This window comes from Pseudomonas sp. AF03-9 (assembly GCF_020515815.1).
Classification (GTDB): Bacteria; Pseudomonadota; Gammaproteobacteria; order Pseudomonadales; family Pseudomonadaceae; genus Aquipseudomonas.
In genome coordinates this window covers 539576-554710 of sequence record NZ_JAHPJF010000002.1, presented here as the reverse complement: position 1 = coordinate 554710, position 15135 = coordinate 539576, and the positions used below count along the sequence as shown (strand labels likewise).

Here is a 15135-nt window from a genome sequence, read left to right as displayed (position 1 = left end):
AATCTACGGATCACCTGGGTGCTTGTAAACGCTGTCGGTGCCTGGACGCCCAATCGGCCAGCCATCAGCGTCCGTCAAACGCGCCATTGAGGATTTCATAGATGACGCCCGTAGCAATTGCTACCAATATCAGATCAGTGCCCGCTTGCCGCCACTCATAGCCATCGTAATGGGGGAGCTGGCCGGCTAAACGACCATCGAGTTTTTTTGCGATCCCTGGTGGCAAGGGCTTGCCGCGCGCCAGGTTTTTCTGGATGCCGGGGGGCAATGCAGGGCCTGGACTCCAGTAGTCCCGATGCCCCACCAGCACATTGAGTACACCGCCGCGGTCGATGCTGGGGCCGCGAGCATCCGGAGCACCTTTGCCCTTGGATTTATCATGCCCCTGCCCGCCCTGGTCATGCCCCTTGTTATTACCGCCGCCCTTGCCATTGCCCGGATCAGCCAAGGCAATAGCGCTACCCGCAGACAAGGCCAGTGACAACACCACAGACATGAACTTGGAATACTTGATCATGGCGAATCGTCCAGAACAGGAATGTTCCTGAACTGTAGTCGAGCCTAGGGTTTCTCACGCAGAATCAGCAAGACCTCATCAACTCACCCGACCGCCGACCTCAACGACATCCACCGAGGTTTTCCAAGCAGCCAGCACGGCGACCCGCAACCCCTCGACCAGGGTCGACAGCGCCATCGTTGGCTCGCCCGAACCAGGCAGGTTGGGCACATGAACAAACCCGCTACGTATCCCTGTCCCCACCAGTGCATGCTGCAACAGATAAAACACCTGGTTGCACACAAACGTCCCCGCCGTCTGCGAAACCGACGCCGCAATCCCCGCCTCGCGCACAGCCTTGACCATCGCTTTGATCGGCAACGTACTGAAGTACGCCGCCGGACCGCCCACCACGACAGCAGTGTCGATAGGCTGCGCGCCCAGGTTATCGGGGATGCGCGCATCGTTGACGTTGATCGCCACCCGCTCGATGGAAATATCACTGCGCCCAGGCCCCAGCCCAGTCGCAATGACCATCACAGGTTGCAGCTCGGCAATCAATTGGGCCAGGCAGTCACCCGCCGTGGCAAATGCGCAAGGCAAGCGGCGCGCAACAATCTGCACACCGTCGTCCAGCAGCATCCCGTCCAGCTGGCGCGCAGCCTCCCAGGACGGGTTCACCGGGGCTTGATCAAAGGGCTCAAACCCCGTCAGCAGTAGCGTTCGCATCTTCGCCTCACATCAACAGATAAAGCAGGACGATATTGACCACCAGCATCATCAACGCAGTCGGCAACTGCGCCTTGATCACCGCGTTCTTGTCCGGCAGCTCCAACAGCGCGGCGGGCACAATATTGAAGTTGGCCGCCATGGGCGTCATCAGTGTGCCGCAGTAACCGGAGAACATGCCGATGGCCGCCATCACCGCAGGGTTGCCGCCGTAGATACCAACCAGTACCGGCACGCCGACACCACCGGTCATCACCGGAAACGCGGCGAAGCCGTTCCCCATGATCACCGTGAACAACGCCATGCCAAGCACATAGACCATCACCGCCACCAACTTGAAATCCAGGTTGATGTAGGTGGTGGTGACGTGAGCCACAGCAGTGCCGACCCCCGCTTCATTGAACAACAGCCCAAGCATCGCCAGCATCTGCGGCAGCACCATGGCCCAGCCCAGGGCTTCGGTCAGGCGTCGGGATTCACGCAAGGCTTGCACCGGGGTATCACGGGTCAGCCAGCACGCCAGGCCAAGGGCGATCAGGCAGCCGATGCCGAGAGACACGAAGGTGGTGTTTTTCGGGTCCAGCAACGGTACACCGCCGATCTCGGTGTGCTTGAGCAATACCGAGCCAATTACCGTGGTCAACGGAATGGCCAGTGCCGGGATAAACAGCTTGTGCCCCAGGCGACCGGCGCTGGCACGGGAAGCCTTGTCATGCAGTTCGGCATGGGCTCCTCGCCCGACACCGCCCAAGCCTGCGATCAACGCCATCACCACCACACCGACGCCGATAACCACCGACGGCAAGCGCTCGCCGACCAGGAACGGAATGGCGAACAGCAGCCAGAACAACGCGCTGGACCAACGCTTGGGATGGGTGCGATCCAACACGATCATGCCCGCCGTGATCAGCAACAGCACACCGGCCAGCCAGTACAGGTATTGAATGGAGATAATCATTGCGCGGCCTCCACGGCGCTAGCGACCGGCGTCAGCTCACGGGTGAGCCGGCGGTCGAATCGGTGCAGGCGGATCGCGTGAATGATGAAGGCACAGATCGCCGTAGGGATGCCCCACACGGCAATATGCAGCGGCTCCACATCGATTCCGGAGCCGAGCAGGAAGGTGTGCATCAGCGCGATGGCACCAAAAGCGACAAAGATGTCTTCACCGAAAAACAGCCCAACGTTGTCGGTCGCCGCGCACATGGCCAACACCTTGTGGCGCACCTTGTCTGGCAGTTTGCCGTAGCGTTTTTCCGCCGCACCTTCCGCCATCGGCGCCAGCAGCGGCCGCACCATCTGTGGATGCCCGCCCAGGCTGGTCAGCCCCATGGCTGCAGTGGATTCGCGCACAAACAAATAGATGATCAACAGTCGCCCGACGGTCGCACGTTCGAACCGTGCGATCCAGTTCTGCGCATGCAGGCGCAAACCGTGGCGTTCCAGCAGCCCAATCACGGCCAGGGGTAATAAAAGAATCAGTTGCAGGGCGCGGGTCTGAAGGAAACCTTCACCCATGCTGGCGAGGATTTTCTCCAAGGGAAAATGGGCAGCAAGCCCGGTCGCGATGGCGGCAGCGGTGACCACCAACAGCGGATTGAAGCGCAAGACAAAGCCAACCACGATGACAAGTACGCCGATCAACGGCCATAGGTTCACAACAGTTTGCATGACGATGAAGTCCTTATGTGCGCGCTGCGGCGCCATTACAGCAGGATGCGAACAAAGGGTTCGCAGCAAGAATGTGGCGGGCAGTCGGCTCGGTTTTTTATTGTTGACCCGGAAGGTCGAGCGTCAGTGGCGGCAACTTTGCTGTCTGGGATGGGGAGGTGTCCAACAAGAAAAATTGTTGCTGCACACCAATAAATTTTGTCGGCAATTCAAGACCGATCCAGGGCCGCCCCCCGTGATCGCGACAACAGTGACGAATCCGGCGCAGGACCTATACTCATTGGAGCGACAGCGTATTTCGCTGCTTCGCTTTGCTGACGAAGAGGTAATTCACTATGTACGCCGGACAAATGGGTATGGCGACAACGAATGGTGAGATCCGCTGCCAGATGGTTGTACAGATCATCTGCCTGCTATCGGTGGCTCAGCTTTTTTGCTGACTGATCAGTAAGCCCAAATACCCGACACCCGAAAAAAAGATTTTGCGGATGCCGTTTTCACCGGAAGAAAGATGCCTATTGCTTGCGCTCAAGGGCGTAGGTCCCACTGTGGCTGCCCGATTGGAGCAAATGGGCATCCAATCCCTGGCCGAACCAGGGGCGTCAGATGTCGGTGACATCCTCGCGCAAGCCTAAGCAGCGTTAGGTTCGACGTGCCGGAAAAACAGCCCGCAAGCTCGGGCGGCTATCACTGCGGCGGTGGATCTTGCGAGACGTGCCAAGGCGTAACGCCGCGCAAAAAATCAAGACAACAAAAAAGGGCCCACCTTTCGGTGAGCCCTTCTAGACCGCCCAGCAGAGCGGATTTTGTTTGGTAGGCGCGATTGGACTCGAACCAACGACCCCCACCATGTCAAGGTGGTGCTCTAACCAACTGAGCTACGTGCCTGCTGTGAGGCGGCATTCTACGGAATTCCGGAGGGGTGTCAACATCTTTTTTGCAGCTAACCCTATGAATATGCGAATTTTTTATTTGCGCCGGGTAGACCCGTGGTTTTCGGGTGGCTGGCAGGCAATTTTCAACTCAGGTAGGATCGGCGCACTCGTAAAAAATATAAAACAGAGGTTCCAGGATGGCGAACACCCCCTACCCCCAGTCGTATTACGCCGCGTCCGCAAACGCGGTTCCGCCGCGCCCGGTGCTGCAAGGTGACGTCGAAACCGATGTATGCGTGATTGGCGCCGGTTACACCGGCCTGTCCAGCGCGTTGTTTCTCCTGGAGAACGGCTTTCGCGTGACGGTGCTGGAAGCCGCCAAGGTCGGGTTTGGCGCGTCTGGGCGCAACGGCGGGCAGATCGTCAACAGCTATAGCCGCGACATCGACGTGATCGAACGCAGTGTCGGCCCCAAGCAGGCGCAGTTGCTCGGGCAGATGGCGTTTGAGGGCGGCAAGATCATTCGCGAGCGGGTCGCCAAATACCAGATCCAGTGCGACCTGAAAGACGGCGGCGTGTTCGCCGCGCTCAACAGCAAGCACATGGGCCACCTGGAGTCGCAGAAGCGCCTGTGGGAGCGCTATGGCCACACCCAGCTGGAACTGCTGGACGAGCGCCGCATCCGCGAGGTGGTGGCCTGTGACAACTATGTTGGCGGCCTGCTCGACATGAGCGGCGGGCACATCCACCCGCTCAACCTGGCATTGGGTGAAGCTGCGGCCGTGGAGTCACTGGGCGGTACGATCTATGAGCAATCCGCTGCACTGCGCATTGAGCGCGGCGCCAATCCGGTGGTACACACCGCCGAGGGCAAGGTCAGGGCCAAGTTCATCATTGTCGCGGGCAACGCCTACCTGGGCAATCTGGTGCCCGAACTGGCGGCCAAGTCGATGCCGTGCGGCACCCAAGTCATCACCACAGCCCCACTGGGGGACGAACTGGCAAAAACGTTGCTGCCACAGGATTACTGCGTCGAAGACTGCAACTACCTGCTCGACTACTACCGCCTCACCAGCGACAAGCGCCTGATATTCGGCGGCGGCGTGGTGTATGGCGCGCGCGACCCGGCAAATATCGAAGCGATCATCCGTCCGAAGATGCTCAAGGCGTTCCCGCAGCTCAAGGATGTAAAGATCGACTACGCCTGGACCGGCAATTTCCTACTAACCCTGTCGCGCTTACCGCAAGTAGGTCGCCTGGGCGACAACATCTATTACTCCCAGGGCTGTAGTGGTCATGGTGTGACGTACACGCACCTGGCGGGCAAGGTATTGGCGGAGGCACTGAGAGGCCAGGCAGAGCGCTTTGACGCGTTTGCCGACCTGCCGCACTACCCATTCCCGGGTGGACAGCTGTTACGCACACCATTCGCAGCACTGGGAGCCTGGTATTACGGGCTGCGGGATAAGCTGGGATTCTGACCGAATCCAACTGTGGGAACGGGCTTGTGTGGGAGCGGGCTTGCTCGCGAATGCAGTGTGTCAGTCACCAGATTTATTGACTGATCCGCCGCTTTCGCGAGCAAGCCCGCTCCCACATAAAATAAAATCGCAGACACAAAAAACCCCGGTCTTTCGACCAGGGTCTTTGCTATCGGATCAAAGTAGCCAGAGGCTTTCTTTGTGCTTCAAGGCGTTCAGTGGGCCTTGATGCAGATATGGCGCAGCGGACGGGACTCGAACCCGCGACCCCCGGCGTGACAGGCCGGTATTCTAACCGACTGAACTACCGCTGCGTATCGCTTGACCAGTTGAACGCAAACATTCAACCGTCTTTAAACATCTGATTGATCAACCTTGGTTGTTCAATCTCAAGCCCGAAAAATCAAGCCTGGAAAATATGGCGCAGCGGACGGGACTCGAACCCGCGACCCCCGGCGTGACAGGCCGGTATTCTAACCGACTGAACTACCGCTGCGCGTCGGTGCAACCTTTACGTTGCGTCTTGCCCTAGGGCAAAACTCTCAAGAAGTGGTGGGTGATGACGGGATCGAACCGCCGACCCTCTGCTTGTAAGGCAGATGCTCTCCCAGCTGAGCTAATCACCCTTTGCTTCGTTGAGGCCGCGAAATTTACGCAGGTAACGGACCTAAGTCAATAGCCTGCTTGAAGTTTTTCTGAAAAAGACAAAATTACTTCAAGACGGCCACCTGCCCTACTCGCTGTAAATCATCTTCTTGCTCATGCCACCGTCCACGACAAACTCTTGGCCGGTGACAAACCCGGCCTGACGCGACAACAGCCACGCCACCATCGCCGCGACGTCCTCCACCGTGCCAACCCTGCCCGCTGGATGCTGGGCGTGGTCAGCGTCCGTCAAAGGCTCGGCGCGCCGTGCGGCAGGATCACGCGCATCGATCCAACCCGGGCTGACCGCATTGACCCGCACTTCCGGCCCAAGGCTCATCGCCAAGGCGTGTGTCAGGGCCAACAAACCGCCCTTGCTCGCCGCATAGGCTTCGGTGTCCGGCTCCGATTGACGGGCCCGGGTCGACGCCAGGTTGACGATGGCACCGCCATGGGCACGCAGGTACGGCGCACAGTGCTTGGCAAGCAACATCGGCCCACTCAGGTTGACCGCCAGCACACGATTCCAATACGCCAGATCAAGGCTTTCCAATGTGATATTGCGCGGATCGGCCACCGCCGCATTGCACACCAACGCATCCAGACGCCCAAACTGCCCAAGCACCTCGGCAACGCCCTGCGCAACCTGCTTCTCGTCGGCCACGTCCATACTGATAAACCAGGCATTCTCGCCCAGCACTTTGGATACTTTGGAACCGCGCTCACGGTCCAGGTCAGTCAGAACCACCTGCCAGCCTTCGCTGATCAGCCACGCGGCAATCCCGAGACCAATACCCCGCGCCGCGCCAGTCACCAGCGCGACGCGCCCGTTACTGGCTGCCGCCGCCTCCAAGGACCACTCGATCACAAGGCCGCCAGCCCGCGAGCCAGGTCAGCCTGCAAGTCAGCCACATCTTCCAGGCCCACCGCGATGCGGATCAGGCTGTCACGGATACCGGCCGCCTCACGCTCTTGCGGCGCCAGGCGCCCGTGGGAGGTGGTGCTCGGGTGCGTGATGGTGGTCTTGCTGTCCCCCAGGTTGGCGGTGATGGAGATCAGGCGTGTGGCATCGATAAAGCGCCAGGCGCCGTCCTTGCCACCCTTCACTTCGAAACTCACCACCGCCCCGAAACCACGCTGCTGGCGCTGGGCCAATTCGTGTTGCGGATGACTCTTGAGACCGGCGTAATGCACCTTCTCGATACCGTCCTGCTGCTCCAGCCACTCGGCCAGGGCCTGGGCGTTGGCGCAATGGGCCTTCATGCGCAGGCTCAGGGTTTCCAGGCCTTTGAGGAAGATCCAGGCATTGAACGGGCTCAGGGTCGGCCCGGCGGTACGCAGGAAGCCGACGATTTCCTTCATCTGCTCACCGCGACCGGCAACCACACCCCCCATGCAACGGCCTTGGCCGTCGATGAACTTGGTGGCCGAGTGCACGACAATATCCGCGCCCAGCTTCAGCGGCTGTTGCAATGCAGGCGTGCAGAAGCAGTTGTCGACCACCAGCATCGCGCCCTTGGCGTGAGCCACTTCGGACAGCGCGGCAATGTCCACCAACTCGGCCAGCGGGTTGGAGGGCGACTCGACAAACAGCAACTTGGTGTTGGCCTTGATCGCCGCATCCCAGCCGGACAGATCCGCCAACGGCACGTAGTCCACTTCGATACCGAAGCGCTTGAAGTACTTTTCGAACAGGCTGATGGTCGAACCGAACACACTGCGTGACACCAGCACATGGTCGCCGGCGCTGCACAGGCTCATCACCACCGCCAGGATCGCCGCCATGCCAGTCGCCGTCGCCACCGCCTGCTCAGCACCTTCCAGGGCCGCAATACGCTCTTCGAACGCCCGCACGGTCGGGTTGGTGTAACGCGAATAGACGTTGCCCGGCACTTCACCGGCAAAACGCGCAGCTGCATCGCCAGCGGTGCGGAACACATAGCTGGACGTGAAGAACATCGGGTCGCCGTGCTCGCCTTCCGGCGTGCGGTGCTGACCGGCGCGCACAGCCAGGGTATCGAAAGCTACGCCATCGAGGTCGCTGTCCAACCGACCGGCATCCCATTCCTGACTCATGCTGCGACTCCTTACTCAATTCTTTATTTAAGATACAAAACCGGCCCCTCAGGGCCGGTGTCTACTCAGTTGTTGTACAGATCGATGATCGCGCTGACCGCCTGGGTCTTGATCTTCGACGAGTCGTTACGCGCCTGCTCGATCTTATTCAGGTAGGCCTCATCGACGTCACCGGTTACGTACTTGCCGTCGAACACGGCGCAGTCGAACTGCTCGATCTTGATCTTGCCGCCACCGACCGCTTCGATCAGGTCTGGCAGATCCTGATAGATCAGCCAATCGGCGCCGATCAGGTCGGCTACGTCCTGGGTCGTGCGGTTATGGGCGATCAGCTCGTGGGCGCTCGGCATGTCGATGCCGTAAACGTTCGGATAACGCACGGCTGGGGCTGCCGAACAGAAGTACACGTTCTTCGCACCGGCTTCGCGAGCCATCTGGATGATCTGCTTGCAGGTGGTGCCGCGCACGATGGAGTCGTCCACCAGCATCACGTTCTTGCCGCGGAACTCCAGCTCAATGGCATTGAGCTTCTGGCGCACCGATTTCTTGCGTGCTGCCTGGCCCGGCATGATGAAGGTACGACCGATGTAGCGGTTCTTCACGAAGCCTTCGCGGAACTTGACGCCCAGGTGGTTCGCCAGCTCCAGCGCAGCGGTACGGCTGGTGTCCGGAATAGGGATCACCACGTCGATATCGTGCTCAGGCCGCTCGCGCAGGATCTTCTCGGCCAGTTTCTCGCCCATGCGCAGGCGCGCCTTATAGACCGAAACGCCGTCGATGATCGAATCCGGACGCGCCAGGTAGACGTGTTCGAAGATACAAGGGGTCAGTTTCGGTGCCACGGCGCACTGACGGGTGTGCAGCTTGCCGTCTTCGGTGATGTACACCGCTTCGCCCGGCGCAAGGTCGCGGATCAGGGTGAAGCCCAGCACGTCCAGGGAGACGCTTTCGGAAGCGATCATGTACTCGACGCCTTCGTCGGTGTGACGCTGGCCGAACACGATCGGACGGATGCCGTGCGGATCACGGAAACCGACGATGCCGTAACCGGTCACCATCGCCACGACGGCGTAGCCACCCACGCAACGGTTGTGCACGTCGGTGACGGCGGCGAACACGTCTTCTTCGGTCGGCTGCAGCTTGCCGCGCTGGGCCAGCTCGTGAGCGAACACGTTGAGCAGCACTTCCGAGTCGGAGCTGGTGTTGACGTGGCGCAGGTCAGATTCGTAAATCTCCTTGGCCAGCTGTTCAACGTTGGTCAGGTTACCGTTATGCGCCAGGGTGATGCCGTAAGGCGAGTTGACGTAAAACGGTTGAGCTTCGGCCGAAGTCGAGCTACCGGCAGTCGGGTAACGCACATGGCCAATACCCATGTGCCCGACCAGGCGCTGCATGTGACGCTGATGGAACACGTCACGAACCAGGCCATTGTCCTTGCGCAGGAATAACCGGCCGTCGTGGCTGGTCACAATACCGGCAGCGTCCTGGCCGCGGTGCTGGAGGACGGTTAGCGCGTCATACAGCGCCTGATTGACGTTCGACTTACCGACGATACCGACGATGCCACACATGCGACGCAACCCCTACTTAATGAATCTTGACTGAACACAGCTTACTGAGGCGTTTTGGCCGGCAAGAGGTGTTCCTTGAACGGAAGATCAGCGGGTACGCTGATTCCGCTGGCCAGCCACTGACTGCTCCACCCCAGAATGAGGTTCTTGGACCAATCCGCAACCAATAGAAATTTTGGCACGAGTACCGACTCCTGCCACCACGAATCCTGCTGTACCGGCCCCAGGCTCAACAGCCCGACTGCCACAACCACCAGCAACGCGCCACGCGCGGCGCCGAAGGCCATGCCGAGGAATCGATCGGTCCCGGAGAGGCCGGTGACACGTATCAACTCGCCAATAAGATAATTGACCATTGCCCCCACCAGCAGCGTGGCGATGAACATGATGGCGCAGCCCGCAATGACGCGAGCCGAAGGTGTCTCGATGTATCCGGCCAGGTAGACCGACAGTGAACCACCGAACATCCAGGCTACGACTCCTGCGATAATCCAGGTCAGCAACGACAGTGCTTCTTTTACGAAGCCGCGGCTTAGACTGATCAAAGCGGAGATGGCGACGATTGCGACGATCGCCCAATCAACCCAGGTAAATGGCACAGTGCAGCCTACAGACGGATAAGGCGGCGCATTTTAGCAGAGCGCTGGGCTATCGGTAAGCTGTGATTGTCGGCGCCTTGCAAATCAGTAGTTTGTGGCGAAGGAATCCCATTTCAACCCCACTTTAAAACGAGTGCGGGAGCGGGCTTGCTCGCGAATACGGTGGGTCAGCCAGAACATCTGGCGACTGAAACACCGCTTTCGCGAGCAAGCCCGCTCCCACATTTGAACCGCATTGCCAACCGGAGGCGGCAGCTATTCAACCGCGCTCAGGCTGGAACCGCACCACAAAACCATTGAGGTTCTGCTGGCGCCCCAACAAATCGCGCAGGCGATCCGCTTCGGCACGCTCGATCAACGGCCCGATAAACACCCGGTTCTTGCCATCGGCACTGCGGATGTAGGCGTTATAGCCTTGAGCGCGCAGTTTTTTCTGCAAGGCTTCGGCGCTTTCGCGATTGGCCAGGCTGGCGAGCTGGATCGACCAACTGATCGGCAGGCCATTCGGATCAATACGGCTCTGGCCCACATCCGGCTTGCCCGGCGCGGCCGGCTGCGGCGCTACAGGCTTGGGCGCAGGTGCCGGCGCAGCAGGCTTGGCCGCCACGACGGGCGCCGGCGCAGGCTTGACCACCGGCACACTTGGCTGCACCGGCGTCGACGGTGCGGCTTGCGCGGCCACTTCCTCATCGGTCGGCACCGGCTCTTCCTCAGGCAAGGCCTGCGGCTCAGGCACCACCACCGGCTCCACCTGCACTTGAGGCACCACCGGCGCCTGGGGCGCAGCCGGCGCCTCAACCACAACCTGGCGCTGCTCGTCCTGACGGGAAAACAGCATCGGCAGGAAAATCACCGCCAATGCCACCAGAACCAGGGCTCCAACCATTCGCTGCTTGTATGCGCTATCCAGTAATGCCATGTGCAGCTTCCTCCGTGGAGCGCCGGGCCAACCACTCAAGCGCCTCGGCAACACAATAAAATGATCCGAACAACAGAATTTCGTCGTCAGGCGTGGCAACCGCGCACTGCGCTTCAAGGGCAGCGGCGACGCTTGCATACGACGCCACCGGCGCGCCAAGGTTCTGCAAGGCCTGTTCCAGCTCAACAGCCGGACGACTACGCGGCGAATCCAACGGTGCGACCGCCCAGGCCTGGACATCGCCCAACAATGGCGCAACCACGCCATCCAGATCCTTATCGGCCAGTAGCCCGAATACCGCAAGACGACGACCGACCGGCGGCGTGCGCGACAGGCGGCGCGCCAGGTATTCAGCGGCGTGAGGGTTATGCCCCACGTCGAGCAACAGGTTCAGGCGCTTGCCTTCCCATTCGAATACACGCCGATCCAGGCGCCCCACCACGCGGGTCGCCAGCAATGTCGCAGCGATCTGCTCGACATCCCACGGCAGATCCAGCAACAGGTAGGCTTGCAGAGCGAGCGCGGCGTTTTCCATCGGCAGATTCAACAGCGGCAAATCGCGCAGCTCTACAACCTGGCCACGCGCATCCCGCCCGCGCCATTGCCAGTGCTGCTCGCCGATCTCGAGATTGAATTCACGCCCACGCAGGAAGAACGGGCAATCCAGCTCGCGCACCTTGTCCAGCAAGGTATGCGGCGGGTCCAGGTCACCACACAGGGCTGGCTTGCCCTGGCGAAAGATCCCAGCCTTTTCATAGGCCACCGACTCACGGGTATCCCCCAGGTAATCGGCATGATCCACGCCAATACTGGTCACCAGCGCGAGATCGGCATCCACCACGTTGACCGTATCCAGACGCCCACCCAGGCCGACTTCCAGTACCACCACATCCAGCTGCGCACGCTCGAACAGCCAGAACGCCGCCAGGGTGCCCATTTCGAAGTAGGTCAGGGATGTCTCGCCACGCCCGGCATCAAGCGCGGCGAAGGCTTCGCAGAGTTGCTCATCAGTGGCTTGGACGCCATTGAGTTGCACCCGCTCGTTATAACGCAGCAGGTGCGGAGAATTGTAGACGCCCACTTTCAGCCCTTGGGCCTGCAGCAGCGCCGCGACAAAGGCACAGGTGGAGCCTTTGCCGTTGGTGCCGGTCACCGTGATCACACGCGGTGCCGGCCGTCCCAACCCGAGGCGGGCCGCTACCTGTTGCGAGCGCTCCAGGCCCATGTCGATGGCGGACGGATGCAACTGCTCAAGGTAGGCGAGCCATTCGCCCAGGGTACGTTGGGTCATAGGTTTGCAGGCACCGGCGGTACGACGATTGGCTCTACCTTTGGCGCGACGTATACAGGCGTCGGCAGGCCCATCATTTGCGCAAGCAGGCTACCCAGGCGCGGACGCAGCTCACCACGCGGGATGATCAGGTCGATCGCACCGTGCTCCAGCAGGAACTCGCTGCGCTGGAAGCCTTCCGGCAGTTTTTCACGCACGGTCTGCTCGATCACACGCGGGCCGGCAAAGCCGATCAGGGCCTTTGGCTCGCCGACGATCACGTCGCCCAGCATCGCCAGGCTGGCGGAAACGCCGCCGTAGACCGGGTCGGTCAGTACGGAGATGAACGGGATGCCTTCTTCACGCAGACGCGCCAGTACCGCGGAGGTCTTGGCCATTTGCATCAGGGAGATCAGGGCTTCCTGCATACGCGCACCACCGGAGGCAGCGAAGCAGATCATCGGGCAGCGGTTTTCCAGGGCGTAGTTGGCGGCGCGAACAAAGCGCTCACCGACGATGGCGCCCATGGAGCCGCCCATGAAGGAAAACTCGAACGCCGAAACTACCACCGGCATGCCCAGCAGCTTGCCGCTGACGGAGATCAGCGCATCTTTCTCACCGGTCTGCTTCTGCGCGCCGGTCAGGCGATCCTTGTACTTCTTGCCGTCGCGGAACTTGAGACGGTCAACCGGCTCGAGGTCAGCACCCAGCTCGGCACGGCCGTCGGCATCCAGGAAGATGTCGATGCGGGCGCGGGCACCGATGCGCATGTGGTGATTGCACTTGGGGCAAACGTCCAGGGTCTTTTCCAGCTCCGGGCGGTACAGCACCGCGTCGCAGGATGGGCACTTGTGCCACAGACCTTCAGGAACCGAGCTTTTCTTCACCTCGGAACGCATGATCGAAGGGATCAGTTTGTCTACTAACCAGTTGCTCATGCTTTCTTTCTCCAGTACCGGTGGCTTGAACACAGCCCCGCGTATGCCCTTGAGCTAAATTCATATGTGGCGATGACACATGCTGGACGGGGTCAGACGTTCGACCAGCCATTTCCCGCATGCATCCTCAGCCTTCCAGACAACCTGCCAGCGCAAGGTTGCCACTTCATTTCCGGGCCACCTACAGGCGGCGCCGGGCTGTTTTACACAGTGGTAATTATGGACGGCGGCAGACTGCCAGCCGTCACATCCCGCGCACAGCCTGCATGAATGCGCGGATCTTGTCGTGATCCTTGATGCCCTTGCCCTGCTCCACTCCACCACTGACATCCACGGCGTACGGGCGCACCTGTTCGATAGCGGCCGCGACGTTCGCGGGATTGAGCCCGCCCGCCAGGATGATCGGCTTGCTCAAGCCTTCGGGAATCAGTGACCAATCAAACGCTTCACCCGTACCGCCCGGCACGCCTTCGACATAGGTGTCCAGCAGAATCCCGCGAGCGCCCGTGTAGATGGCGCAGGCCGCGGCGACATCGTCTCGGGCCTTGACCCGCAGCGCCTTGATATACGGACGCTGGTAGCTCTCACACTCGTCGGGGCTTTCGTCGCCGTGGAATTGCAGCATGTCCAACGCAACGGCATCCAGGGTCTCATTGAGTTCGCAGCGGCTGGCGTTGACGAACAAGCCCACCGTAGTCACGAACGGCGGTAACGCGGCGATGATCGCCCGCGCCTGCAATACATTAACCGCCCGCGGGCTCTTGGCATAAAACACGAAACCGATGGCGTCCGCGCCCGCTTCGACTGCCGCCAGCGCGTCTTCTATGCGGGTAATCCCGCAAATCTTGCTGCGAACGGCTGGCATGTCGTGGAAACCTCAGGGGTTGGGCCGAGAAAGTCCCGGATGGTAACAAATGCTTTTCCGGGCGTCAGCCGCCAAGTTCGCTGAAACCTGTGAGGAAGTGTGGCCCGATAAAACGTTCCGGCAATTCGAACTCGTCGCGGTACTCCACATCCACCAGGTACAACCCGAACGGATGCGCCGTCACCCCGCCGGTACGGCGGATGCGGCTTTCCAGCACTTCCCTGGCCCATTCCACAGGGCGCTCGCCCGTGCCGATGGTCATCAGCACGCCAGCAATGTTGCGCACCATATGGTGCAGGAACGCACCGGCACGAATATCCAGCACGATCATCTTGCCGTGGCGCGTGACCCGCAGGTGGTGGACTTCTTTGATCGGCGACTTGGCCTGGCACTGGCCCGCCCGGAACGCGCTGAAATCATGTACACCGACCAGGTGCTGCGCGGCCTCGGCCATGCGCTCGGCGTCCAGCGGGCGGTGGTTCCAGGTGATTTCTTCGTTGAGATGAGCCGGGCGGATCTGGTCGTTGTAGATCACATAACGATAGCGCCGGGCAATGGCCTTGAAGCGCGCATGAAAGTGCGCAGGCATGACCTTGGCCCAACTGACACTGACGTCATGGGGCAAATTGATATTGGCGCCCATCACCCACGCCTTCATCGTGCGCTCGGCCTGGGTGTCGAAGTGAACTACCTGGCCGCAGGCATGCACGCCAGCATCGGTACGCCCGGCGCACATCAGCGACACCGGCGAGTCAGCGACTTTAGACAGGGCCTTTTCCAGGGTTTCCTGCACCGTCGGCACACCCGACGCCTGGCGCTGCCAGCCGCGATAGCGCGAGCCTTTGTATTCCACGCCCAGGGCGATGCGGTAAAAGCCTGCGGCCGCCATTTCGGCGGCCGCGTTATCTATATTTGCCAAGAACTGAGAGCCTGATGAGTTACGCAAAGGCGGCCATTATAAAGATGACCGCCCAAATGTGGGAGCGGGCTTGCTCGCGAA

Annotated in this window: 15 protein-coding genes, 4 tRNA genes and 1 pseudogene; 3 read left to right on the top strand and 17 right to left on the bottom strand. The window is 60.6% G+C overall.

Going from position 1 to position 15135, the window contains the following annotated elements; translation table 11 throughout:
• Nucleotides 1–64: 64 nt before the first annotated feature.
• The 4 genes from LIY36_RS06190 to LIY36_RS06175 all read right to left on the bottom strand — a co-directional run bounded on the left by LIY36_RS06190 (nt 65) and on the right by LIY36_RS06175 (nt 2896).
• Entirely contained in the window at nt 65–517 is a 453-nt protein-coding gene (locus LIY36_RS06190; RefSeq protein ID WP_226455118.1) for an anti-virulence regulator CigR family protein, read from the bottom strand.
• A gap of 78 nt (nt 518–595) precedes the next feature.
• Nucleotides 596–1225 carry a pyroglutamyl-peptidase I gene (gene pcp / locus LIY36_RS06185; protein ID WP_226455117.1) on the bottom strand — a complete coding sequence of 210 codons (630 nt, stop codon included), beginning with the start codon at nt 1223–1225 and terminating at the stop codon, nt 596–598.
• Nucleotides 1226–1232: 7 nt separating this feature from the next.
• Nucleotides 1233–2183, bottom strand: a complete 951-nt coding sequence (locus LIY36_RS06180) for a DUF979 domain-containing protein (RefSeq protein ID WP_192296829.1) — start codon at nt 2181–2183, stop codon at nt 1233–1235.
• Nucleotides 2180–2896 (bottom strand): DUF969 domain-containing protein, encoded by a 717-nt coding sequence (locus LIY36_RS06175; RefSeq protein WP_226455116.1) that lies wholly within the window; start codon nt 2894–2896, stop codon nt 2180–2182. Before LIY36_RS06175 ends, LIY36_RS06180 begins: the two co-directional genes overlap by 4 nt.
• Between LIY36_RS06175 and LIY36_RS06170 the strand changes: the two genes are divergently transcribed.
• Both LIY36_RS06170 and LIY36_RS06165 read left to right on the top strand, forming a co-directional pair.
• Entirely contained in the window at nt 2895–3272 is a 378-nt protein-coding gene (locus LIY36_RS06170; protein ID WP_192297247.1) for a hypothetical protein, read from the top strand. The genes LIY36_RS06175 and LIY36_RS06170 overlap by 2 nt on opposite strands.
• 112 nt (nt 3273–3384) lie before the next feature.
• Nucleotides 3385–3624, top strand: a pseudogene (locus LIY36_RS06165) (helix-hairpin-helix domain-containing protein).
• Between the two features lie 83 nt (nt 3625–3707).
• Here LIY36_RS06165 and LIY36_RS06160 read toward each other — a convergent pair.
• Nucleotides 3708–3784, bottom strand: a tRNA-Val gene (locus LIY36_RS06160).
• 184 nt (nt 3785–3968) lie between these two features.
• Here LIY36_RS06160 and LIY36_RS06155 point away from each other — a divergent pair.
• A complete protein-coding gene (locus LIY36_RS06155) occupies nt 3969–5252 on the top strand; it encodes an NAD(P)/FAD-dependent oxidoreductase (RefSeq protein ID WP_192296831.1) in 1284 nt (427 codons plus the stop codon).
• A gap of 237 nt (nt 5253–5489) precedes the next feature.
• On the opposite strand, the gene LIY36_RS06150 is transcribed toward LIY36_RS06155, so the two are convergent.
• From LIY36_RS06150 to truA, 12 genes are all read right to left on the bottom strand, one after another.
• A tRNA-Asp gene (locus LIY36_RS06150) sits at nt 5490–5566 on the bottom strand.
• A gap of 105 nt (nt 5567–5671) precedes the next feature.
• Nucleotides 5672–5748 (bottom strand) — tRNA-Asp (locus LIY36_RS06145).
• 54 nt (nt 5749–5802) lie between these two features.
• A tRNA-Val gene (locus LIY36_RS06140) sits at nt 5803–5878 on the bottom strand.
• 107 nt (nt 5879–5985) lie between these two features.
• Nucleotides 5986–6750, bottom strand: a complete 765-nt coding sequence (locus LIY36_RS06135; RefSeq protein WP_124410364.1) for an SDR family oxidoreductase — start codon at nt 6748–6750, stop codon at nt 5986–5988.
• Between the two features lie 11 nt (nt 6751–6761).
• On the bottom strand, nt 6762–7973 hold the full coding sequence (locus tag LIY36_RS06130; RefSeq protein WP_017737849.1) for an O-succinylhomoserine sulfhydrylase: 1212 nt from the start codon (nt 7971–7973) through the stop codon (nt 6762–6764).
• A gap of 65 nt (nt 7974–8038) precedes the next feature.
• Nucleotides 8039–9544, bottom strand: coding sequence for an amidophosphoribosyltransferase (gene purF / locus LIY36_RS06125; protein WP_017737850.1), 1506 nt, complete (start codon nt 9542–9544; stop codon nt 8039–8041).
• Between the two features lie 41 nt (nt 9545–9585).
• Nucleotides 9586–10143 (bottom strand): CvpA family protein, encoded by a 558-nt coding sequence (locus tag LIY36_RS06120; RefSeq protein ID WP_003192538.1) that lies wholly within the window; start codon nt 10141–10143, stop codon nt 9586–9588.
• Nucleotides 10144–10402: 259 nt separating this feature from the next.
• Nucleotides 10403–11062, bottom strand: coding sequence for an SPOR domain-containing protein (locus LIY36_RS06115; protein ID WP_226455115.1), 660 nt, complete (start codon nt 11060–11062; stop codon nt 10403–10405).
• Entirely contained in the window at nt 11046–12353 is a 1308-nt protein-coding gene (folC, locus tag LIY36_RS06110) for a bifunctional tetrahydrofolate synthase/dihydrofolate synthase (RefSeq protein WP_226455114.1), read from the bottom strand. The genes LIY36_RS06115 and folC overlap by 17 nt, the downstream gene beginning before the upstream one ends.
• Nucleotides 12350–13270 (bottom strand): acetyl-CoA carboxylase, carboxyltransferase subunit beta, encoded by a 921-nt coding sequence (gene accD / locus LIY36_RS06105; protein ID WP_192296835.1) that lies wholly within the window; start codon nt 13268–13270, stop codon nt 12350–12352. The genes folC and accD overlap by 4 nt, the downstream gene beginning before the upstream one ends.
• Nucleotides 13271–13514: 244 nt before the next feature.
• On the bottom strand, nt 13515–14135 hold the full coding sequence (locus LIY36_RS06100; protein WP_226455113.1) for a phosphoribosylanthranilate isomerase: 621 nt from the start codon (nt 14133–14135) through the stop codon (nt 13515–13517).
• Nucleotides 14136–14199: 64 nt separating this feature from the next.
• On the bottom strand, nt 14200–15024 hold the full coding sequence (gene truA / locus LIY36_RS06095; RefSeq protein WP_192297231.1) for a tRNA pseudouridine(38-40) synthase TruA: 825 nt from the start codon (nt 15022–15024) through the stop codon (nt 14200–14202).
• Nucleotides 15025–15135: the final 111 nt, after the last annotated feature.